The organism is Streptomyces sp. NBC_01314 (assembly GCF_041435215.1).
Lineage (GTDB): Bacteria > Actinomycetota > Actinomycetes > Streptomycetales > Streptomycetaceae > Streptomyces.
Genome location: NZ_CP108394.1, coordinates 2,224,164 through 2,245,291 on the forward strand (window position 1 = coordinate 2,224,164; position 21,128 = coordinate 2,245,291).

14 protein-coding genes are annotated in these 21,128 nt (G+C 70.7%); 9 read left to right on the top strand and 5 right to left on the bottom strand.

Translation table 11 applies throughout. The features are described 5' to 3' along the window. The first annotated feature begins 222 nt into the window (after positions 1-222). Positions 223-1,371 carry an ATP-grasp domain-containing protein gene (locus OG622_RS09915; RefSeq protein WP_371574936.1) on the top strand — a complete coding sequence of 383 codons (1,149 nt, stop codon included), beginning with the start codon at positions 223-225 and terminating at the stop codon, positions 1,369-1,371. 423 nt (positions 1,372-1,794) lie between these two features. Here the strand turns inward: OG622_RS09915 and OG622_RS09920 are convergent, their stop codons facing one another. The 3 genes from OG622_RS09920 to OG622_RS09930 all read right to left on the bottom strand — a co-directional run bounded on the left by OG622_RS09920 (position 1,795) and on the right by OG622_RS09930 (position 7,061). After that, the gene (locus OG622_RS09920; protein WP_371574937.1) at positions 1,795-4,842 is read right to left on the bottom strand and encodes an alpha-mannosidase; all 3,048 of its coding nucleotides are present in this window, start codon (positions 4,840-4,842) and stop codon (positions 1,795-1,797) included. A 53-nt stretch (positions 4,843-4,895) separates the two neighbouring features. Next, positions 4,896-6,236 carry a 6-phospho-beta-glucosidase gene (locus tag OG622_RS09925; protein ID WP_371574939.1) on the bottom strand — a complete coding sequence of 447 codons (1,341 nt, stop codon included), beginning with the start codon at positions 6,234-6,236 and terminating at the stop codon, positions 4,896-4,898. Positions 6,237-6,311: 75 nt separating this feature from the next. Continuing rightward, positions 6,312-7,061 (bottom strand): DeoR/GlpR family DNA-binding transcription regulator, encoded by a 750-nt coding sequence (locus OG622_RS09930; protein ID WP_371584051.1) that lies wholly within the window; start codon positions 7,059-7,061, stop codon positions 6,312-6,314. 150 nt (positions 7,062-7,211) lie between these two features. Between OG622_RS09930 and OG622_RS09935 the strand changes: the two genes are divergently transcribed. From OG622_RS09935 to OG622_RS09970, 8 genes are read left to right on the top strand one after another with little or no spacing between them, the layout of a single operon-like run. Continuing rightward, positions 7,212-8,231, top strand: a complete 1,020-nt coding sequence (locus OG622_RS09935) for a carbohydrate kinase family protein (protein WP_371574941.1) — start codon at positions 7,212-7,214, stop codon at positions 8,229-8,231. Between the two features lie 54 nt (positions 8,232-8,285). Next, the gene (locus OG622_RS09940; RefSeq protein ID WP_371574942.1) at positions 8,286-9,566 is read left to right on the top strand and encodes an ABC transporter substrate-binding protein; all 1,281 of its coding nucleotides are present in this window, start codon (positions 8,286-8,288) and stop codon (positions 9,564-9,566) included. 34 nt (positions 9,567-9,600) lie between these two features. Continuing rightward, entirely contained in the window at positions 9,601-10,575 is a 975-nt protein-coding gene (locus OG622_RS09945; protein WP_371584052.1) for a carbohydrate ABC transporter permease, read from the top strand. Next, the gene (locus OG622_RS09950; protein WP_371574944.1) at positions 10,572-11,441 is read left to right on the top strand and encodes a carbohydrate ABC transporter permease; all 870 of its coding nucleotides are present in this window, start codon (positions 10,572-10,574) and stop codon (positions 11,439-11,441) included. The genes OG622_RS09945 and OG622_RS09950 overlap by 4 nt, the downstream gene beginning before the upstream one ends. Before the next feature lie 25 nt (positions 11,442-11,466). Next, positions 11,467-12,462 (top strand): alkaline phosphatase family protein, encoded by a 996-nt coding sequence (locus tag OG622_RS09955; protein ID WP_371574946.1) that lies wholly within the window; start codon positions 11,467-11,469, stop codon positions 12,460-12,462. Next, a complete protein-coding gene (locus OG622_RS09960) occupies positions 12,459-15,416 on the top strand; it encodes a glycoside hydrolase family 2 TIM barrel-domain containing protein (protein WP_371574948.1) in 2,958 nt (985 codons plus the stop codon). Before OG622_RS09955 ends, OG622_RS09960 begins: the two co-directional genes overlap by 4 nt. Before the next feature lie 27 nt (positions 15,417-15,443). Further along, positions 15,444-17,276 carry a LamG-like jellyroll fold domain-containing protein gene (locus tag OG622_RS09965; protein ID WP_371574950.1) on the top strand — a complete coding sequence of 611 codons (1,833 nt, stop codon included), beginning with the start codon at positions 15,444-15,446 and terminating at the stop codon, positions 17,274-17,276. Positions 17,277-17,296: 20 nt separating this feature from the next. Beyond that, positions 17,297-19,018: a PHP domain-containing protein gene (locus tag OG622_RS09970; RefSeq protein ID WP_371574952.1), complete on the top strand. Its 1,722-nt coding sequence runs from the start codon at positions 17,297-17,299 to the stop codon at positions 19,016-19,018. A gap of 120 nt (positions 19,019-19,138) precedes the next feature. Here OG622_RS09970 and OG622_RS09975 read toward each other — a convergent pair whose 3' ends face one another. Both OG622_RS09975 and menE read right to left on the bottom strand, forming a co-directional pair. Next, a complete protein-coding gene (locus OG622_RS09975; RefSeq protein WP_371574954.1) occupies positions 19,139-19,594 on the bottom strand; it encodes a MaoC family dehydratase in 456 nt (151 codons plus the stop codon). Between the two features lie 14 nt (positions 19,595-19,608). After that, positions 19,609-21,114, bottom strand: a complete 1,506-nt coding sequence (gene menE, locus OG622_RS09980; RefSeq protein WP_371574956.1) for an o-succinylbenzoate--CoA ligase — start codon at positions 21,112-21,114, stop codon at positions 19,609-19,611. Positions 21,115-21,128 lie beyond the last annotated feature (14 nt).

Here is a 21,128-nt window from a genome sequence, read left to right on the forward strand (position 1 = left end):
GGACAAGACCGACCTGCCGAGCCGCCGGACCCACGTCCCGGTGATCCCGCCGCGCGAGGATTAACACGCGCGTGACAGAAACCTGGCCTCCGGTGGCCGTATGATCCCTCCTACACCACCGCCACGCCTGTCTTTCGCGTACGGCGGTTCGGCGTACCTCCTTCCCCCCTGGCCGGGCACGGCCTGCTGCGCTGTGCCCGCGAACCCTGAAAGGCGGCCTGCATGGTCTCTCGCGTACGCGTCTGGCTCAACCGCACGTACGCGGAGAACGTCTTCTTCATGGATCAGCTGCGGCATAATCCGCACGCTCGTCCGGTGGACATCCATGCCACGCACGGTGACGCCGACTCCCCCGTACTGGCCGCCGCCGACACCGCCGACCTGGAGCCCGAGGGCCTCTCCCCCGCCGCGTACGTCGAGTACGCGCTCGACCAGTGCGCCAAGCGCGGCATCGACGTGTTCGTGCCCCGGCTGCACCAGGCGACCCTGGCCGCGCACCGCGAGGAGTTCGCGGCCGTCGGTACGGTCCTGCTGGCGCCGACCGCCGGGGCGATCGAGGTCTTCGAGGACAAGGTGACCGCGTACGAGGCCGTCCAGGCGCACGGGGTCCCGGTGCCGCCGTGGTTCCGGGTGACGAACGCCGAGGAACTCGTCGCCGCCGTCGACGAGTTGGAGGACGGCGGGCACAGAGCGTGCTTCAAGCCCGCGGCCGGGGCGGGCGGTGTGGGCTTCCGTGTCGTCACACGCGCCCCCTTCTCGCTCGATCAGCTCAACGGGTTCCCGGGCCCCTACGTGCATCTCGACATGGTCGTGGAGGCGGTGCGTGCGGCCGAGGAGCCCGTGGACTGGATGGTGATGCCGCGCCTCGGACAGCCGGAGGTGTCCGTCGACTGCCTCACCGGCCCCGACGGGCGGGTCCGGATGGCCGTAGGCCGCACGAAGAACGGCCGGCGCCGTGGGTTCAGCCAGAACCCCTCGTGGATCGAGCCCGCGCGGCGGATCGCGGAGCGGTTCGGGCTGCACTACCTGACGAACATCCAGTTCCGCATGTACGGCGACGAGCCGGTGCTGATGGATGTCAACACACGTCCGGCGGGGGGCCTGCACCAGCTCGCGCTGTGCGGCATCAACGCCCCCTGGGCGGCTGTGCGGTTGGCGCTCGGCGACGACCCGGGTGATGTGGTTCCCACGCGGCTCGGGCAGGACTACACGGTGGTGTCGGGGACACGGCCGGTGCGGGCGGTCACGATGCCGCATCAGGTTTCCGAGGTGCCCGTTTCCGAGGTGCCCGTTGCCGTGGAGCCGCGGCCGGTGGCTGTCGCGCCGTCCTCGGTGTGCAAGCCGGCTGCCGACCGGCCGTTGGCTGTCTGAACGGGCCGAGGGTTCTCGCCCCCGCCGCCCCTACCCGTCCCATCCCGGGGGCTGCGCCCCCACCCCAGGCCCCCTGAGGGAGTTGGTCGGGTGCGGGTCGGTGGGGGCTTGTCGCACGGTTCCCCGCGCCCCTTTCAGGGGCAGGGGCTCAGGTAGCCCCAAGTCTCGGCCAACTCCCCCAGACGGGCCGGGAGTTCCGAGGCCGGGTCTGCCTCGCGGGTCGGCTGGATGCGGCCGGACCTGATGGTGGTGGACCAGTCGCCGAGCCGGGGCGGAAGGTGCCGTGGTCCGGGGTGCCGTAGTCGAGCCGGTCACGTTGCCCCCGTGTCCCAGGGGCGACGGGCGCATTCCAGGTGTCGTGGAAGGAACGCACCGTGGTCGCGGCGGGCGGTCCACCCGCCGCGACCAGCTGTTTTTCGTTCCCTAGTTTTTCTCCCCCACCGCCAGCCGGAGTGTCTGCACCTCGAAGGGGCGCAGCGTCACCGGGACGCCGTTCCCGTCCGTGGCCGCCTCCGACAGGGGGCGTTCCAGCAGGTCGGTGATCTGTGCCCCGGCGAGCGGGAAGCCGGTGCGCAGGACGCCCCGGGCCCGGCCGCCGCTCGACTCGTAGATCCGGACCACGACGTCGCCGGAGGCGTCGTCGGCGAGCTTGACCGCCTCGACGGTCACGCCCTCGCCGTCCACGGAGACGACCGGCTCGGGGGCGCCCGCCGCGTCGGCGACGCGCAGCGGCAGGTTGAGGGCGTAGCCCTCGGCGACCGCGTCCTCGATGCTCGCGCCGGGGAGCAGGGAGTAGGTGATGCGGTGCTTGCCCTGGTCGGCCTCGGGGTCCGGGATGCGCGGGGCGCGGACCAGGCTGAGGCGGACCGTGGTGGTCGTACCGTCCTCGCGGACCGTGCGGGAGACGTCGTGGCCGTAGGTGGAGTCGTTGATCACCGCGACGCCGTAGCCGGGCTCGGCCACGTGTACCCAGCGGTGGCCGGAGACCTCGAAGCGGGCCGCCTCCCAGCTGGTGTTGGTGTGGGTGGGGCGCTGGATATGGCCGAACTGGATCTCGGCGGAGGAGTGGGGCGCGCGGACGTCGATGGGGAAGCCGGCCTTGAGGAACTTCTCCGCCTCGTGCCAGTCGATGTCCGTCTCGAAGTCGATCCGGGGGCTGCCGGCGCGCAGGGTGATCGTCTGGGTGATGTGGGAGCCCTTGCCGAACGAGCGCTCCACGCGGATCGCGCCGAGCAGGGGGTCTTCCTCGACCACGGTGACCGACTCGGCGTCCAGCAGGTCCGTGTAGCGGTTCTTGTAGTGCTTGTCGACGTCCCAGGCGTCCCAGTAGTTCGGGAGGTCGGTGTGCAGACGGAGCAGGTTGCCCGTGTCGCCGAGCACCTCGCGGTCGGCACGCAGGTCGCGGACGGAGGCGAGGGTGCCGTCCTCGGCGATCTCCACCCGGACCAGGCCGTTGTCGAGGACGCGGCCGGAGACGGTGACGGGGTGCGGGGGTTCGGCGGCGGTGAGGGGCGCGCTGCCGTTCGCGGGTACCGTCACGTACAACGGTGCACCCGTCGGCGTACGGACCACCTCGGCCCGGTCGCGCGGACTGGTGTTGAAGACCCGCGGGTCGCCGCCGCCGAGGGCCGTGACCGCCTCGGCCGTCAGCTCCTCCAGTTCCTTCGCCACCCTCGCGTACTCCGCCTCCGCCTCGCGGTGGACCCAGGCGATCGAGGAGCCCGGCAGGATGTCGTGGAACTGGTGCAGGAGGACCGTCTTCCAGAGGCGGTCGAGCTTCTCGTACGGGTAGGCGTAGCCGGGCGTGTGGAGCGCGGCCGTGGTCGCCCAGAGTTCGGCCTCGCGCAGCTTGTGCTCGCTGCGGCGGTTGCCCTGCTTGGTGCGGGCCTGGGAGGTGTACGTGGCGCGGTGGAGTTCGAGGTACAGCTCGCCGTTCCAGACGGGGGCGTCCTCGTACTCCGCGCGGGCCTTGGCGAAGAACTCGTCGGGGTGTTCGACGACGACCTTCGGTGAGCCCTCCAGGTCCGCGAGGCGGCGGGCGCGCTCCATGATCTCGCGGGTGGGGCCGCCACCACCGTCGCCCCAGCCGAAGGGTGCGAGGGAGCGGGTGCCGGCGCCCTTCTCCTGGTAGTTGCGGACGGCGCGGTCCATCTCCTCGCCGCTGAAGCGGGCGTTGTAGGTGTCGACCGGCGGGAAGTGGGTGAAGATGCGGGTGCCGTCGATGCCCTCCCACCAGAAGGTGTGGTGGGGGAACTTGTTGGTCTGGTTCCAGGAGATCTTCTGGGTGAGGAACCAGTCGTTGCCGGCGAGCTTGGCGAGCTGCGGGTAGGAGGCGTTGTAGCCGAAGGAGTCCGGCAGCCAGACGCCCTTGGTCTCGATGCCGAAGTTCTCGATGAAGAACCGCTTGCCGTGGACGAGCTGGCGGGCGATGGCCTCACCGCCGGGCAGGTTGCCGTCGGACTCGACCCACATGCCGCCGACCGGCACCCACTGGCCCTTGTCGACAGCCTTCTTGATGCGCTCCCACACCTGCGGGTAGTTGTCGCGCACCCACTCGTACTGCTGGGCCTGGGAGCAGGCGAAGATGAAGTCCTCGTACTCGTCGGCCAGCGCGGTGACGTTGGAGAAGGTGCGGGACGTCTTGCGCTTGGTCTCGCGGATGGGCCAGAGCCAGGCGGAGTCGATGTGGGCGTGGCCGACGCCGGAGATGGTGTGGGCGCTGGCGTGGGCGGGCTTGGCGAGGACGGGGGCGAGGATCTCGCGGACGGCCGTCGCGCTGCCGGAGACGTCGTCGAGGTCGACGGCGTCCATGGCCCGGTCCAGGGCGTGCAGGATCTCGTGGCGGCGGGGCTCGTGCTCGCCGAGGTGGACCATGAGTTCGCGCAGTACCTGGAGGTCCAGGTCGAGGTGGAAGACCTCCTCGTCGAGGACGGCGAGGTCGGCGCGCTGGAAGGTGTAGAGGGGCTTGTCGCCGGCTGTGAGGATGTCACCCATCGGCGTGATCTTCGAGAAGTTGTCGGCGAGGATGTCGGGGTTGGAGGCCGCCTCGACCAGGTAGTCGATGGTCTCGCCGCCCCGGACGGGGTTGCCGATCGGCACGTACTGGTTGAGCGGGTTGACCGCCTTCAGCGGGGTGCCGTCGGCGAGGTGGACAAGGGCCTCGGCCTGGTTGCCGGGCCAGTCGCCGACGAAGCCGAGGTCGATGACCGCCTCGACGCGCCGGCCGGCCCACTCGGCGGGCACCTGTCCGCGCATCCGGAACCAGGTCGTGCCCCACGGCGGGCCCCACGGGGTGTCCATCGCGAAGGGGGTGTACGAGGCGGCCGCGGCCTCCTCGAAGGGGACGGGCTCGCCCGGCGCCTGCCAGGCCTCGACCTCGAAGGGCGCGGAAGCCGCGTAGATCGCGGGCTTGACGCGCTGGGTGTGGACGCGCTCGACGCGTTCCTCGATGCGGCGGCGTTCGTCGTGCATGACGGGTCTCCAGGGAGGGAGCGAGCGGGGGAAAGCGCTTTCCGGCGGTGAGCCTACTTGAGGTACGCCAGGCCCGGGTGGACCTCGGTGTACCCCTCGACCAGCCTGCGCGCCACATTGACCGAGTCGACCAGCGGGTGCAGGGCGAAGGCCTTCACCGCGGTCGCGCGCGAACTCGACTCCGCGGCGGCCAGGACCTCGCGTTCGACGGCCTTGACCGCGCAGACCAGCCCGGTGGCGTGGTCGGGCAGGGGGGCGACGGCGACCGGATGGGCGCCGTTGGCGTCGACCAGGCAGGGCACCTCGATGACGGCCTCGGTGTCGAGGGCCGAGAGGGTGCCCTTGTTGCGGACGTTGAGGATGAGGGTGGTGCGTTCGTCGCGGGCGATGGCCCGCATCAGGGCGAGGGCGACCTTCTCGTAGCCGCCGGAGAGGTCGTCGGCGTCGCGTTCGCCGGCGCCCGCCGTCTCCCGGTTCTCCGACATGTAGGTGGCCTCGCGCTCGGCGCGGGTGCGGTCCCAGGCCTTGAGCGCGTGGGCGCCGGGGCGGCGCATCTCCTCGTAGAAGTGGGCCTGCTGGTCCTTGAGGAAGGCGCCGCGGGTCTTCTCGACCGCCTGGTAGGCGCGTACGGCCTCGCGGTTGAAGTAGTAGTAGTGCAGGTACTCGTTGGGGATCGCGCCGAGGGACTGGAGCCAGTCGACACCGAAGAGCTTGCCCTCCTCGAAGGAGCCGAGGAGGTCGCGGTCGGCGAGCAGGCGCGGGAGTTCGTCGCGGCCGGCGATGTGCAGGCCGCGGACCCAGCCGAGGTGGTTGAGGCCGACGTAGTCGATCCATGCCTCCTTCGGATTCGCGGCGCCCAGGACGCGGGCGATGCGGCGGCCGAGGCCCACGGGTGAGTCGCAGATGCCGATGACGCGGTCGCCGAGGTGGCGGGACATGGCCTCGGTGACCAGGCCCGCCGGGTTGGTGAAGTTGATGACCCAGGCGTCGGGGGCGAGCCGGGCCACGCGCCGGGCGATGTCCACGGCGACGGGGACCGTGCGCAGGCCGTAGGCGATGCCGCCGGCACCGACGGTCTCCTGGCCGAGGACGCCTTCGGCGAGGGCCACCCGCTCGTCGTCCGCGCGGCCCTCCAGACCGCCGACACGGATCGCGGAGAAGACGAAGTCGGCGCCGCGCAGGGCCTCGTCGAGGTCCGTGGTGGCGGTCACCTCGGGGGCGTCGGGCACCTCCGCCGCCTGTTCGGCCAGGACGCGGGTGACGGCGGAGAGCCGCTCGGCGTCCAGGTCGTGCAGGACGACATGGGTGACCCGGCCCTCGGCGCGGTCCCCGAGGAGCGCCCCGTACACGAGGGGCACCCGGAATCCTCCGCCGCCCAGAATCGTCAGCTTCACGCAACTACCACCTTTGCCGATCGTGCATACATGCGGGCCGTCCCGACACGTGTCAGCCGCCCCGTCCCCGGGCGGTCATACGGTGACCACCTCGACCCCCGCGTCCTCGAACGAGGACCGGGTGCCCGGGTCCACCGACCCGTTGGTCACTACCACGTCGAGTTCCCCCGGACCGCAGACCCGCGCCATCCCCGTACCGGGAAACTTCGCGGAGTCGGCGAGCAGGACGACCTTGTCGCCGGCCTTGATCATCGCGCGTTTGACGGGGACCTCGACGACGGTCGTGTCCATCACCTGTCCGCCGGGCCGCACTCCGCTCGTGCCGAGGAACAGCCAGTCGGCGTGCAGCTGCCGGAGGTTGTCCTCGGTGAGGAAGCCGACGAGGGAGCGGTACTCGCGGCGGACCATGCCGCCGAGCAGCACCAGTTCGATGCCCTCGTCGTCGGCCAGTTCCTCGTAGACCACCAGGTTGCTGGTGATCACGGTGAGGCGGCGGCCGTGCAGCTGCCGGGCCAGACGGTAGGCGGTGGTCCCGATGTCGAGGAGTACGGACTGACCGTCACGGACCATCGAGGCGGCCTGCGCCGCTATCGCGTCCTTCTCGGCCACCCGCACCTCGGCGACCTCGGCGAAGGGCTGGTCGCCCTCGTCCACCACCGCGCCGCCGTGCACACGGGTGAGCAGCCCCTCCTCCTCCAGCCTGACGAGGTCACGCCGGACGGTGGCGGGGCTCACACCGAGTTGTTCGGACAAGTCGGTGACGGCCGCCGGGCCCCCTGATCGCAGGGCCCGCAGGATGAGTTGGTGTCGTCGCTCTGCCAGCACGCGCTGAACAGTACTCGTCATTCCCAATCATTTCTATGCTCACTTCTGCTCGACTCTTGCCAAACCTCTCGGAGGCGCGCACGATCTGTGCACCGAAATTGAAGACTTTTGAAGAGTGATCCCCGAAAGTCTCGACGAGAGGGTGCACGCGTGGACGACGACCGGCCCGATGCGCTGCTGACCGGGCTGCTCTTCTACGACCTCGTGCTCACGGGGCTGGGCAAGCCGCCCACACCCGGCGAGGAGATCTGGACCGACGGCATGGGCTGCGGTCCTGGCGGCATCGCCAACCTCGCGGTGGCCGCCGCCCGTTTCGGCCTGCGGACCTCCCTGGCCACGGTCTTCGGCGACGACCACTACGGCGTCCACTGCCGTGACGTCCTCGCCGGCCAGGAAGGCGTCGACCTCTCCCTCTCGCGCACCTCCGACGGCTGGCACACCCCCGTCACCGTCTCCCTCGCATACGGCCACGACCGGGCCCTGGTCACCCACGGCCAGGAACCGCCCTACTCCCAGGACGTGTTGATGGGCGACCCGCCCGACGCGCGCACGGCGCTCGTGCACATCGAGGCCGAGCCGCGCGAGTGGCTCGCCAAGGCCGCCGCGAACGGCACGCACATCTACGCGGACGTCGGCTGGGACCCCACCCAGCAGTGGTCCCGCGCTCTGCTCGACCAACTCACCCTGTGCCACGCCTTCCTCCCCAACGAGACCGAGGCGATGGCGTACACCCGTACCGACAGCGCGGGAGCCGCGCTCGGCACGCTGAGCGAGCTGGTGCCGGTGGCCGTGGTCACCCGCGGCGGCGAGGGCGCGGTCGCGGTGGACCAGACGACCGGGGAGTACGCGGAAGTCCCGGCCCTGGACGTCGAGGTGCTCGACGCGACGGGCGCCGGCGACGTCTTCGGCGCGAGTTTCGTGGCCGCCTCCCTCGGCGGCTGGCCGCTGGTGGAGCGGCTGAGGTTCGCCGTCCTGTCCGCCGGACTGTCCGTGGGGCACCACGGCGGAGGCCTGGCGGCGCCCGGCTGGTACGGCGTCGACCGCTGGTGGCGCTCACTGACCGACCCGGACCTGAAGAAGACCTACGGCTTCCTCACGGACCGCATCCCTGCCGACGTCGGCCCACCGGTGCGCCACGCCCCGGTCACCCCGCCCGCACGGCTCCCCTGATCCCCCCAGAAATTGCCCCGAAGTACCACGAACAGGAATAAACAGGAGTGACCCGTGGACCTTTCTCGTAGAGGCTTCCTCCAGGCTGCCGTGCTCACCGCGGCAGCCTCCGGCCTGACCGTCGCCTGCGGCGGCGACTCGGAATCCGGCGGCACCAAGAACGGCAAGAGCCTCACCATGTGGTACTGGGGCGGAGCCCTCAGCGACAAGGTGGTCGCCGAGGCCAAGACGCACTTCGGCGGCCAGACCAAGCTGACCAGTTCCTCCATCGGCGGCGACTTCAAGCAGAAGCTCACCACCACCCTCGCGGCGGGCGGCAGCTCCGTGCCGGACATCACCGGCATCAAGGGCGAGGACATCGCCTCCTTCCTGCCCAACGCCGACCGCTTCCTCGACCTGAACGACCTGGGCTTCAAGAAGATCTCGTCCCAGTACCTGGAGTGGAAGACCAAGCTCGCCCAGACCGAGGACGGCAAGCAGATCGGGTTCCCGATCGACATCGGCCCCACCGCGCTCTTCTACCGCGCGGACCAGTTCGACAAGGCCGGGCTGCCCTCCGACCCGGCCAAGGTCGCCGCCGAGGCCAAGACCTGGGACGACTACTTCGCACTGGGCACCGAACTGAAGAAGGCGCTGCCCGGCACCTTCCTGGTCAACAACATGGGCTCGGTGTTCAACATCGCGGTCGGCCAGGGCACCAAGCGGTTCATCGACCAGGACAACCACTTCATCGGCGACCAGGACCACATCCGCGCCGCGTGGGACACGGCGGTCCGCGCCTACACGCTCGGCCTCGACGCCAAGATCAACGACCAGAGCTGGAACGCCGCCGTCGGCAAGAGCCTGACCACCGAGGTCGGCGCCGCCTGGCACGCGCTGGACATCGAGTCGGCGGCCCCGGGCACCAAGGGCAAGTGGCGGGTCTGCGCGACGCCGGGCGGGCCGGCCAACCAGGGCGGTTCCTATCTGACCCTGCCCAAGCAGTGCCGGAACCCCGAAGAGGCATTCAAGATCATCAGCTGGATCCTCAGCCCGGACAACAACGCCAAGAGCTTCACCGACGCCGCCATCTTCCCCGCCTCCCCGGACTCGTACGCGATGGAGGCCATGACGGGCCCCGACGCCTTCTTCGGCGGACAGAAGATCATCGAGGTCTTCGGCCCGGCCGCCGAGGCCATTCCCGTGAGCTACGAGGCGCCCGCCGACTCCGCGGTCATGGCTCCCTTCATGGCCGAGCTGACCAGCATCGAGGCCAAGGGCAAGAAGCCCGACGACGCCTGGAACGACGCGGTCGGCCAGGCCAAGCAGATCGCCAGGCGGCAGGGGGTGAACTGAGGTGTCGTCACCTCCGGTCACCGGCACCGCCACGGTGCACGAGCACCGTGGCGGGCCGGGCCCGGCCCGCTTCCGCCCGCGGCGCACCCCGCCCGCGGGCGTCACGCGGCCCCGACGTCTTGGGGCGCTGTCGTTCTGGCGGCAGTACCTGGCGATCTCGCCCTTTTACCTGATCTTCATCGTCTTCTCGTTCGTCCCCGTCTTCTATTCGCTGTATCTGTCCTTCCAGCGCTACGACGGCCTGGGCACCAAGCAGTTCGTGGGCCTGCAGCAGTTCGAGTTCCTCTGGAACGACCCGGTCTTCTGGCTGTCGATCCGCAACACCCTGGCGATCTGGGTCCTGTCCACCGTTCCCACCCTCTTCGGCGCCCTGGTGCTGGCGACGCTGCTGCATTCGGTGCGCCGCTTCAAGGGTTTCTACCGCATCGCCCTCTACGTGCCGAACGTCACGTCGATCGTCGCCGTGGCGATCTTCTTCGGCGCGGTGTTCAGCAACGACTTCGGGCTGGTCAACGCGATCCTGGGCATGGTCGGCATCTCACCCGTCCCGTGGCTGAGCGATCCATGGCTGATCAAGGTCGTCATCGCGCTGCTGATGACGTGGATGTGGACCGGCTACAACATGATCATCTATTTGGCCGGCCTCCAGGCCATCCCGCAGACGATCTACGAGGCGGCCCGGATGGACGGCGCCGGCCCGATCCGCACGTTCTTCCAGATCACCATTCCGATCATGCGGCCGATCATCCTGTTCACCGTCGTCATCTCGACGATCAACGGTCTGCAGAGCTTCAGCGAACCCCAGGTGCTCTTCGCCAGCAACGCCGCCAACCAGAACCTCGGCGGCCCGGGGCAGGCGGGCCTGACCACGCTGCTGTACTTCTACCAGTCGGCCTTCCTCGACAACGACTACGGCTACGGCGCGGCCATCGTGTGGGCCTTCTTCGTGCTGATCATCGTGCTCGTCGCCGTCAACTGGCGCATCGTGCAACGAGGGAGGAAGTCATGACGACAGCCGCCACGCCACGGCCGGCCACAGGCACGAAGCGGCCGCGCCGCCCCAAGGGCCTGTCCGCGCACGTCTTCCTCGTCCTGGCCGTCCTGATCTCGGTCTTCCCGTTCGTGTGGACGATCGTGATGGCGACCAACACCACCCGCGACATCTACAAGAGTCCACCGAAGCTGACCTTCGGCTCCCATCTGCTGGAGAACATCCGGCATGTGCTCGACACCATCGACTTCTTCGGGTCGATGCTCAACACGGTCGTCGTCGCCTGCGTCACCACGGTCCTGGTGCTGTTCGTCGACTCCCTGGCGGCCTTCGCCTTCGCCAAGTTCGAGTTCCCCGGGCGCAAGGTGCTCTTCGGCACGCTGCTGGTGTTCATGATGCTGCCGCTGCAGCTGGCCGTCCTGCCGCAGTTCATCCTCATGTCCGAGGTCGGCTGGGTCGGCATGCTCAAGGCACTGGTCTGGCCCGCCCTCTCCAACGCCTTCGGCATCTTCTGGCTGCGCCAGTACATCGAGAACGGCGTGCCCGACGAACTGCTGGACGCGGCGCGCATCGACGGCGCCGGGTTCTTCCGCCAGTACTGGAACGTCGCGCTGCCGATGATCAAGCCCGCGTTGTCCTTCCTCGCCATCTACGCCTTCGTCGGCGCCTGGAACGACTACGTCTGGCCCCTCATCGTGCTCACCAACCCCGAGCACGTCACGCTCCAGGTGGAGCTGGCCCAGCTCAACCTCGGCCACAACACCGACTACAGCATGGTCATGGCCGGTGTGCTCATGGCGTCCATCCCGCTGGTCGTGGTCTTCGCGATCTTCGCGCGCGGGTTCATCGCGGGCGCCACCGAGGGCGCGGTACAGGGCAGCTGAACCGCTCCCGGGAGGCAGGTGCGCGATGGTGGATGTCGTCGGCGGTGGAGGACGGCCCGGGCGCGGCAAGGTGCTCGTGGTGGGGATGGACGGCGTGCGCTTCGACCGGCTGCCCCTCCCCCGGCCCCCGGCCGGGCGGACGACCCTCTCGCTTCGCCCGCCGTCCACGGCACCCGTGCTGCACGGCCTGATGACCGCCGGCGCCCACGGCAGCAGCCTGCTGCCCTACGGCGAGGTGGACGGTCAGGCCGAGGGCGGGCCGTCCACCAGCATGGCCTACACCGACTCCGGCCCCGGCTGGTCGAGTGTGCTGACCGGGGTGTGGCCCGACCGGCACGGGGTCACCGGCAACGACTTCACCGGCGCCGACTACGCCCGCCACCCCGACTTCCTCAGCCGCGCCGCCACCGCGCGGCCCGCTCTGCGCACGGCGGCCGTGGTGTCCTGGCCGGAGCTGGTCCACCGCGGCACCCTGGGCCCCGCCATCGGCCGGCGCGTGCCGTACGACGGCGAGTGCGACGGTTACGAGAGCGCGGACCGGCTCGTCGCCGACACCGCCGTGCGCTGGCTCACCGAGGACGACCCGGACGTCGTGTTCGTGTACTTCGGCGCCACCGACGAGGCCGGCCACGCCACGGGCCCCCTCGGCCCCGCCTACGACCGGGCCCTCCTCGTCCAGGACGCCCACCTCGGGCGGCTGTTGGACGCCATCGGCGCCCGGCGCTCCGACCCGGTCCGGGCGGACGAGCACTGGACGGTCCTGGTCACCACGGACCACGGCCATCTCGACACCGGGGGCCACGGAGGCGACACCCACGCCGAGCGAGAGGTCTTCGTCGTCCTCGCCGAACCCGGGATGTCCGGCGGCACCCTGCTGGACTCGCCCCGCCTCATCGACATCGCCCCCACCGTCCTGGACCGTCTCGGCATCCCCGTCGACCCGGCCTGGGGCCTGCGGGGCCGCATCCTGCCCCGGCCGACCATGTCCCCCCTGTCACCACCCACTTCGGAACGGTCATGACCGACGCACTCTTCGCCCTGCGCCCCTGGGAAGCACCCGAGGTGACCTCCTGGGGGCGGCTGCCCATGAACGCCGTCGACCGGCGCGACCGGGCATTGTCGCTGGACGGCCGCTGGCGGTTCCAGCTGCTGCCGTCGCCCGACCGGGAACCCGGCCCCGCCTGGTCCTGGGCCGAACTCCCCGGTTCCTGGGCCCTCCAGGTGGCGGAGGACCCCCCGCAGTACACCAACGTCCGTATGCCGTGGCCCCAGTTCCCGCCGGACTCGCCGGCCGGGAACCCGACCGGTGTGTACGAGCGGGAGGTCGCCATACCCGCCGACTGGACCGGCCGGCGGATCGTCCTGCACGTCGGCGCGGCCGAGAGCGTGCTGCTCGTCCATGTGGACGGGCGGCCGGCCGGTATCTCCAAGGACTCCCGTCTGGCCGCCGAGTTCGACCTGTCCGGCCTGGTCAGGCCCGGAGAGAAGGCCACCGTGCGGCTCACGGTGGTGAAGTGGTCCGACGCCTCGCACATCGAGGACCAGGACCAGTGGTGGCTCGGCGGGATCACCCGCCCGGTGCTGCTGTACGCCACCGATCCGCTGTATCTCGCGGACGTGAGCGTGCGGGCCCACAGCGACGGGGAGCTGCGGGTGGACTGCCGGGTGCGCTCGGCGGCGGGGACGGGGACGGGCGCGCTGCCCGCCGGGTGGTACGTCAGCGGGGAGCTGGACGGCGAACTCCTCGCCCAGGACCGCGAGTTCGACCGGCTCAACACCGAGGACGACCGGGTCTCCGACTTCCTCGGCGAGGCCCGTATGGGGACGGTCGTCCCCGACGTACGGACCTGGAACGCCGAGACCCCCGAGCTGTACGACCTGACCGTCCGTCTGCACCGGGCCGACGGCACGGTCGCGGACACCTCGCACCACCGGGTCGGCTTCCGCGAGGTCGAGATCCGCGGCAGGGATCTGCTGGTCAACGGGGAGCGCGTCTACATCCGGGGCGTCAACCGGCACGACTTCCACCCGCTGACCGGGCGGACGGTGTCGTACGAGGACATGCGCGCGGATCTGCTGACGCTCAAGCGGTTCGGCTTCAACGCGATCCGCACCTCCCACTGTCCGGGCGACCCGGCCCTGTACGACCTCACGGACGAGCTGGGCTTCTACGTCGTCGACGAGGCGGACATCGAGTCCCACGACCACGCGCACGAGATCGCCGACGACCCGCGCTATCTGAACGCCTTCGTGGACCGCGTCTCCCGGATGGTCCTCCGGGACAAGAACCATCCGTCGGTGATCATCTGGTCGCTGGGCAACGAGTCCGACTACGGGGCGAACCACGACGCGGCCGCGGGCTGGCTGCGGCGGCACGATCCGACGCGGCCGGTGCAGTACGAGGGGGCCGCGAAGCTGGACTGGGCGGCCACGGACGACGCCTCCGACATCGCGTGCCCGATGTACGCGCCCATCGAGGACTGTGTGGCGCACGCGCTGTCGGGCGAGCAGACCAGACCGCTGATCCAGTGCGAGTACTCGCACGCCATGGGCAACAGCAACGGCACCCTGGCCGACACCTGGGCCGCCATCGAGGCCACACCGGGTCTTCAGGGCGGGTTCATCTGGGAGTTCTGGGACCACGGCATCCTCCAGCATGTGAACGACGGACGACCGGCCGGGCGTGGGGGCGCCGGGCTGTACGAGAACGGAGTCGCGGGCCCCGGCCTGCGCTGGGCCTACGGCGGCGACTTCGGCGAGACGATCCACGACGGCGCCTTCATCGCCGACGGGGTCGTCCTCCCCGACCGCACGCCCAAGCCGGTGATGTTCGAGCACCGGGAGATCGCCGCCCCGGTGCGGCTGTCCGTGGAGGGCGAGGGCACCTGGCGGGTGCTGCGGGTGCACAACCGGCAGCACTTCCGCGATCTGTCGTGGCTGGCCGCCGAGTGGGAGTTCGCGGCGGCCGACGGCGGCACCTGGACGCTGCCGGCCCGGCTGCCCGACGTACCGCCCGGCGGCTCGGCGGTCATCGACCGGCCCGAGGTGGCAGGCGGGGCCGGCGAGATCTGGCTGACCCTGCGGGTGACGACGGCCGCCGACGGACCCTGGGCCCCGCGCGGAACCGAGCTGTGCTGCCCGCAGGTGCGGTGGTACGCGGCGGACGAGGGCGAGCCGGTGGTGGGCGCCGAGGAGGACCTCGGGCACGTCCCGCCGCCGGAGACGGACGAGGCCGGGCTGCTGCTGCACCCGCTGCTGGCCTCCCCGCCGGTCCTGAGCCTGTGGCGGGCCCCGACCGACAACGACGTCCTCGGCGGCATGGCCGAGCGCTGGCGCGAACTGGGCCTGGACCGCGCGGAGCGCGAGCCGGTCGCCGTGGAGCGCGAGGGGCCGACCGTGCGGGTCCGGTCCCGTTGGGCGACGGGGGCCGGGGCCGTCGAGCACGAGCAGGCGTTCACGGCGCTGGTGGACGGCCGGATCCTCGTCGAGGAGACCGCCGTGCTGCCCGACGGGCTGACGGACGTGGCCCGCGTCGGCACGGTGTTCGAGACCGCGCACGGCTTCGACCGCCTCGCCTGGTACGGGCAGGGGCCCTGGGAGAGCTACCCGGACCGTGCGGCCGGAGCACCCGTCGGACACCACTCGGCCACCGTGGACGAGCTGTTCACCCCTTATCTGCGTCCGCAGGAGAGCGGGGGCCGGCACGGTGTACGGCACTTCACGCTCTCCGGCGACGACCACGTCCTGTCGGTTCGGCTGGACGGACCCCGGCAGGTCTCCGTCACCCGCCACCGCGCCCAGGACCTCACGGCCGCCGCGCACCACGACGAACTGACACCCCGGCCGGGCTGCGTGGTCCACATCGACGCGGCGCACCGGGGGCTGGGCACCGCCTCGTGCGGGCCCGACACCTCGCCCCCGTATCTCGTCCCGTCGGGCGTCCACCGCTGGTCGTGGACGCTTCGGGCGCTCTGACCCACGAACCCTTTCTACGGAGTCACTGTGTGCACCTCGCACGAACCGGGGCAGGAGTCTGCCCAGACCCACTCGGGCAGACGTAACTTCCTCCGCGCCACGGCACTGCTGGGCGCGGCGGCGACGGTCGCGCTGCCCACCTCCGCGGCGCGGGCGGCATCGCGGCGCCGCAGGGCCGACCCCGCGAGCCGCCGCTTCACGCTCGCCGTCATGCCCGACACCCAGTACCTCTTCGACGGACCGAGCATCGACAGGAAACCCGTCGAGGCGTCCTTGCGCCACCTCCTGGAGCACGGTGAGGACGAGAACATCGTGTTCCTGTCCCACCTCGGGGACCTCACCCAGAACGGCACCGCCCAGGAGACCGCGGCGATCGGCGAGGCGTTCCGGCTGCTCGACCGCGAGGGCGTCGGCTACAGCGTCCTCGCGGGCAACCACGACGTGCGCTCCTCCACCGACGACCAGCGGGGTCCCACCCCGTACCTGGACGTCTTCGGGCCCGCCCGTTTCGAGGGCGGGCCGGCCTTCGGGGGCGCCTCCCCGGACGGCTACAACTCCTTCCACCTCTTCGAGGCGGGCGGCCGGCAGTGGATGGTGCTCGCCCTGGACTGGCGGCTGTCCGCGAAGGGTTTCGCCTGGGCGAAGGACGTCCTGGCCCGGCACCCGAGGACGCCGGTCGTCCTCACCACGCACGAGCTGGTGGACGGGGACGACTCCCTCTCCTCGTACGGGCAGACCCTGTGGGACCAGCTGATCAAGGACCACGACCAGATCTTCCTCACCCTCAACGGGCACTACTGGCCGGCGGCGCGCGCGACACGGAAGAACACCGCCGACAACGATGTCCATCTGCATCTCACCAACTACCAGAACCGGTACTTCGGCGGCGCGGCGATGATCCGCCTCTACCGCTTCGACCTCGACCGGAACACCATCGACGTCGAGACGATCTCCCCCTGGATCCTGGGCCGGGCCGCCAAGGGGCTCAACGAGCTGGAGCGGCAGGAGAGCGAACTCTCCGGTGACGCGGACCGGTTCACGGTCGAGGTCGACTTCGACAAGCGGTTCGCCGGCTTCGCGCCGGTGCCCGCGCGGGCGTCGAGGCCGGTCGCGGAGCTACTGGTGCCCGGCACGGTCGCGTACTGGCGCTTCGACGGGCAGGAGGACGGAGCGGCCGTCAGCGGCACGATCCGCGACCGCTCGGGACGCGGCAACGACCTCGGCCTGGTCCCGGTCGGCGGTGGCACGCTCACCTGGTCGGCCGACCACCACCCGGACCAGCCCGGCCACGGCAGCCTGGAGTTCCACGGCGGAAAGCCCCCGCTGAAGGGCGCGTACCTGCGTACGGTCGACGGGGCTCCGCTCAACTCGGCGACGTTCAAGGGTGGTTACACCATCGAGGCGTTCTACCGGCTGCCCGCCGACTGGAACCCGTCGAACCACGCCTGGGCCGGTGTCCTCGGCCGTACCGGCACGGGCGGCGCGGCGGGCAAGACCGCCGACGACCCGGACGAGCCGCTGGCCACGCTGTCGCTGTCGAACGACCGGGAGCCGCAGTGGGCGGTGCGACCGCTCAACCAGCAGGGCATCGCGACCAACTGGGGCCAGGAGACCCCGCTGGAGACGTGGTGGCACCTCGCGATCGTCAACGACGGGAAGCACACCACGCTCTACGTCCAGGGCTGCCCGGTCGCGCGCAATCCGAAGGCGGCCTCCGTCGGGCTGGCCTCGGTGGGCCTGCCCTGGATCCTCGGCGGCTACGAGTACGCCGGGAAGATCGACCAGATCCTGCACGGGCGGCTCGGTGACGTCCGCATCGTCGAACGGGCGCTGCCCGTCAAGTCGTTCATGAACCACTGAGACGCCAAGGAGCCCAGACCATGTCCGACCTGTCCGGCACGCACGAACAGCAACTGCCCGCCTGGGCCGATCCGTCCGTCTCCTCCGCCGACCTGGACGCGCAGGGCGTGTCGCGCCGCGGCCTGCTGCGCGGCGCGGGCCTGTTCGGCGCCGCCTTCGCGATGGGCACCACGGGCACCCTGGCGGCACCGGCCTCCGCCGATTCCCGCCCCTACGGCGGCGAAGACCCGCGCCTCGCCTACCTCGTCGGCGACCACCACATCCACACCGTCTACAGCCACGACGCCAAGTACACGTTCTCCCAGCTCGCCGCGGCGGGCGCGAAGTACGGCCTCGACTGGATGGTGTTCACCGAGCACTCCAACTTCGGGCACGCCGACTTCGGTGCCGCGCTGGAGCACAAGGAGATCCTGAAGGCACGGGCCGAGAACCCGCGGCAGCTGATCTTCCAGGGCCTGGAGTGGTACATCCCGGCCGCCGAGCACTGCACGGTCTTCACGACCCCCGGCCGGCACGAGGTCGACCTCCTCACCCGCTTCGAGCGCGCGTACGACGGCAAGCTGCTCGGCTACACGGACGGTTCCGCGGGCGGCGCGGACACCGCCCGCAACGAGGCGCACGCGGTGAAGGCGATCAAGTGGCTCGCCGAGCAACGCCGTTCGGGCTACGTCGACGACGTACTGGTCCTCGCCAACCACCCGCTGCGCCTCGGCATCGACTCCCCGCACGAGATGCGCGACTGGCGGGACGCGGCCCCCGAGATCATGATCGGCATGGAGGGCGCGCCCGGCGCCCAGGGCGCGGCGATCCCCGGCTGGCGGGGGGCCACCTCGATACGCGGCGAGTACGAGAACAAGCCGTCGGCCCAGTCCTGGCCCGGCTACCCGGCGGAGGCGTTCCTCACGTACGGCGGTTTCGACTGGTCGACGGCGACCGTCGGCGGTCTCTGGGACGCCATGCTGGCCGAGGGCAGGCTGTTCTCGATCACCACCAACTCGGACGCCCACCGGATCGTCTTCGACACCTGGAAGAACGGCGACTGGCCGGCCGGGCAGAACTTCGACAACACGGGCAAGCTGCCCGACCCGGTGAACACCGACACCCCGCAGCCCGGCAGCGACTTCTGGCCCGGCCAGTTCAGCCGCACCCACGTGGGCGTCACCCTCCCCCACTACCTAAACGGTGTGGGCGGTGCCCCCATCGGCTACCGCGCGGTGATGAGGGGCCTGCGCGCGGGCCGCGTCTGGCTCGACCACGGCCACCTCCTCGACGGCCTCGACGTCCGCGTGAAGCGTGACCGCAGCCCCGGCCGGGGCGTCACCCTGGGCGGCCGGCTGCGGGTCCGCAAGGGCGAGAGGATCACCCTGGAGGTGACGGTGACGACCGCGTCCCGCGCCAACCCCCAGGGAATCCTGCCGGAGTTGGCCCATGTCGACGTCATCCGGGGCGCGGTGCGCGGCCCGGTGACCGACCGGGACGCCTGGCAGGCCCCCGCCACCAAGGTCGTCCACACCAGGGACGTGAGCGGCCGCAAGGGCACGTACACCCTGCGCATCCCGGTCACGGCCGGCGACGAGTCCTTCTACCTCCGCCTGCGGGGCAGCGACGGCAAGCGCAACGGGGCGGGCTACCTGGGCGCCGCGACCGACCCCCATGGCCCGATCCCGCACACGCCGGGCGACGGGAACCCGTGGGAGGACACGTGGTTCTACTCGAACCCGGTGTTCGTGGACGTACGTTGAGCACCAGGGCCTGTCAGGGGCATGGGGAACCGCGCGACCGGCCACGCGGTCCCGCGGTTCCCCACGCCCCGGCACTCCTGGGGCGCTCCCGGCGGTGCGCTCACGCGTGGAGCGGAGCGTTCACGCGTAGAAACGGGAAAGGCTCTGCAGGACAGCCGCCGGCTTGGGCGCGCCCTCGATCTCGATCGTGCCGTCGACCGTGATCTGCACGCCTCCCGGCACGTCCTCCACCGACGCCAGCCTGGCCACCAGCCGGATCTTCGACCCGACCTTCACCGGCGACGGGAAACGCACCTTGTTCAGGCCGTAGTTGACCTTCGTCGACACGCCCTCCACGTCCAGCAGCTCGGTGAACAGCGGGATGAACAGCGACAGGGTCAGGTAGCCGTGGGCGATCGGCGCGCCGAAGGGGCCCTCGGCCGCCTTCTCGGGGTCGACGTGGATCCACTGGTGGTCCCCGGTCGCGTCGGCGAACGTGTTGATGCGCTCCTGGGTGACCTCGATCCACTCACTTGTGCCGAGGTCGCTGCCGTCGAGCTTCTTGAGTTCGTCGATGCCGTTCACGGTGATGCTCATATGACGTTCCTTGTCTAGGAGTCGGTGCCGTAGCGCTTGCGCACCCGGGCCTTGAGGAGCTTTCCGGAGGCGGTGCGCGGAAGCTCGTCCGCGATGACCACCGACTTCGGGATCTTGTACTTGGCGAGCCGCCCGGCCAGCGAGGCCAGCACCTCGTCCGCGTCCAAGGCGCTGCCCTCCCGCGGCACGACGACCGCCCGAGGCACCTCGCCCCACTTGTCGTCCGGTACGCCGATGACCGCGCACTCGACGACGTCGGGGTGGGCCAGGAGCTGGTCCTCGATCTCCGCGGGGTAGATGTTCTCGCCCCCTGAGATGATCATGTCCTTGATGCGGTCGACGATGAAGACATAGCCGTCCTCGTCGACGCGGGCGGCGTCCCCGCTGCGGAACCAGCCGTCGGCGAAGACCGCGGCCGTCTCCTCGGGCAGCCCCCAGTAGCCGGGCATGACGTGCGGTCCGCGGACCACGACCTCGCCGGGCTCGTCGACGCCGACCGGGGTCATGTCCGGCCGTACGACCCGTACATCGCTGAAGAAGTGCGGCACACCCGCCGAACCGGCCTTGCTCACGGCGTGCTCCGCGTCGAGGAAGAGCGTGCCGGGGGCCGCCTCCGTCATGCCGTAGCCCTGGAGGAAGGTGAGCCCGCGCTCCTGGAACCTGGCGATGAGCGGGGTCGGCACCGGTGAGCCGCCGCAGGACAGCATCCGCAGCGACGACAGGTCGGCGTCGGCCCAGCGCGGGTGTCGGGCCACCTGGTCGAACATGGTCGGGACGCCGAACATGAACGTGATCCGGTGCCGTTCGATGAGGTCGAAGGTGGCCTCGGGGGCGAAGGCCTCGACCAGGACGCAGGTGCCGCCCTTGAGCAGCACCGGCAGGGTGAGCATGTTCAGCCCGGCCGTGTGGAACAACGGGGCGGAGACCAGGGCGCGTTCGTCGGTGATGACGTCCTGGTCGACGAGCACGTTGACGGCGTTCCAGATGATGTTGCCGTGCGTGAGCATCGCGCCCTTGGGGCGGCCCGTCGTCCCCGAGGTGTACATGATGATGCAGGTGTCGTCGGCGGTGACGGGCTGGTCGATCGGCTCGGCCTCGGCCCCGGCGAGCAGCGCCTCGTACTCCGCGCCGGTCTCGACATACGTACGGACGTCGGTGTCGCCCGGCAGCCCCGCGACGAGCCCGGTGAAAGCGGGCCCGTACACGAGCGCCTTGGCCCCGGAGTCCGCCAGCTGGTAGGCGATCTCGGGGCCCGCGAGGCGGGTGTTGAGCGGGACGAAGACCGCGCCGAGGGTACCGGCGGCGAACAGCGTCTCCAGGTACGAGGGGTGGTTGGGCCCCAGGTAGGCGATCCGGTCGCCGCGGCGTACGCCGGAGGCGCGCAGGGCGTGGGCGAGGCGCGTGGTGCGCTCGTGCAGCTCCCCGTAGGTGATGCTCGTGTCGCCGTGGATCAGCGCGGTGCGTTCCGGGGTCTTGCGAGCCCGGCGGGCGGGCCACGACCCCAGTCCCTCATTGCGCATGTCTGTGCCCCTGT

Coding starts and splice junctions, on each gene's coding strand:
- menE (WP_371574956.1), bottom strand. CDS start 21,114: ATGCGCAATGAGGGACTGGGGTCGTGGCCCGCCCGCCGGGCTCGCAAG.
- OG622_RS09950 (WP_371574944.1), top strand. CDS start 10,572: ATGACGACAGCCGCCACGCCACGGCCGGCCACAGGCACGAAGCGGCCG.
- OG622_RS09970 (WP_371574952.1), top strand. CDS start 17,297: ATGTCCGACCTGTCCGGCACGCACGAACAGCAACTGCCCGCCTGGGCC.
- OG622_RS09920 (WP_371574937.1), bottom strand. CDS start 4,842: ATGCACGACGAACGCCGCCGCATCGAGGAACGCGTCGAGCGCGTCCAC.
- OG622_RS09975 (WP_371574954.1), bottom strand. CDS start 19,594: ATGAGCATCACCGTGAACGGCATCGACGAACTCAAGAAGCTCGACGGC.
- OG622_RS09915 (WP_371574936.1), top strand. CDS start 223: ATGGTCTCTCGCGTACGCGTCTGGCTCAACCGCACGTACGCGGAGAAC.
- OG622_RS09955 (WP_371574946.1), top strand. CDS start 11,467: ATGGTGGATGTCGTCGGCGGTGGAGGACGGCCCGGGCGCGGCAAGGTG.
- OG622_RS09960 (WP_371574948.1), top strand. CDS start 12,459: ATGACCGACGCACTCTTCGCCCTGCGCCCCTGGGAAGCACCCGAGGTG.